Raw genomic sequence first — 1,193 nt, forward strand, 5'->3', positions numbered from 1 at the left:
ATGGCAAAGAGCAAATTTGAACGTACGAAACCACATGTTAATATAGGCACGATAGGTCACGTTGATCATGGGAAGACCTCATTAACAGCAGCAATTACGAAATATTTTGGTGAATTTAAAGCCTATGATCAAATTGATGCGGCGCCTGAAGAGCGTGCACGTGGGATTACCATTTCTACAGCGCATGTTGAATATGAGACAGAAAAACGGCACTATGCGCATGTTGATTGTCCTGGTCACGCGGATTATGTTAAAAACATGATCACAGGAGCGGCGCAGATGGATGGAGCGATTTTGGTTGTTTCTGCCGCTGATGGCCCAATGCCTCAGACCCGTGAGCATATTTTGTTGGCGCGCCAAGTTGGTGTTCCAGCGATTGTTGTTTTTCTTAATAAGGTTGATCAGGTTGATGATGCTGAGCTTTTGGAGCTTGTTGAGCTTGAAGTGCGTGAGTTATTGTCAAAATATGATTTTCCAGGAGATGATATCCCAATCGTAAAAGGATCAGCGTTGGCCGCTCTTGAAGATAAGGATAAAAGCATTGGTGAAGATGCGGTTCGTCTTTTGATGAGCGAAGTTGATAATTATATTCCCACACCAGAACGTCCTGTTGATCAGCCATTTTTGATGCCGATAGAGGATGTTTTTTCAATATCGGGTCGTGGTACGGTTGTTACGGGTCGTGTTGAACGTGGTGTTATTAAGGTTGGGGAGGAGATCGAGATTATCGGTATTCGTCCGACCTCTAAGACAACGGTTACGGGTGTTGAAATGTTCCGCAAGCTTTTGGATCAAGGTCAAGCGGGTGATAATATTGGAGCCTTGCTTCGTGGTGTTGATCGTGATGGCATTGAGCGTGGACAGGTTTTGGCAAAACCCGGTTCTGTTACACCTCATACACGCTTTAAAGCAGAGGCTTACATTTTGACCAAAGATGAAGGTGGACGTCATACGCCATTTTTTACAAATTATCGTCCGCAATTCTATTTCCGCACTACTGATGTGACAGGAATTGTTACCTTGCCAGAAGGAACAGAGATGGTTATGCCAGGTGATAATGTTGCGATGGATGTCTCTCTGATAGTTCCGATTGCTATGGAAGAAAAGCTACGCTTTGCTATTCGTGAAGGTGGTCGTACTGTTGGTGCCGGTATCGTTTCTAAGATCATTGAGTAAATAATGCTTATTGAAGG

General features: G+C 44.1%; 1 protein-coding gene. It reads left to right on the forward strand.

What is annotated here, in order from left to right; translation table 11 throughout:
* Positions 1–1,176 carry an elongation factor Tu gene (tuf, locus tag ABD909_RS07040; protein WP_345097246.1) on the forward strand — a complete coding sequence of 392 codons (1,176 nt, stop codon included), beginning with the start codon at positions 1–3 and terminating at the stop codon, positions 1,174–1,176.
* Positions 1,177–1,193: the final 17 nt, after the last annotated feature.

This window comes from Bartonella acomydis (assembly GCF_039543025.1).
In the GTDB taxonomy this organism is placed as follows: domain Bacteria; phylum Pseudomonadota; class Alphaproteobacteria; order Rhizobiales; family Rhizobiaceae; genus Bartonella; species Bartonella acomydis.

What these genes read in the sequence shown, in the direction of transcription:
- tuf (WP_345097246.1), top strand. Translation starts at nt 1, where the DNA reads ATGGCAAAGAGCAAATTTGAACGTACGAAACCACATGTTAATATAGGC.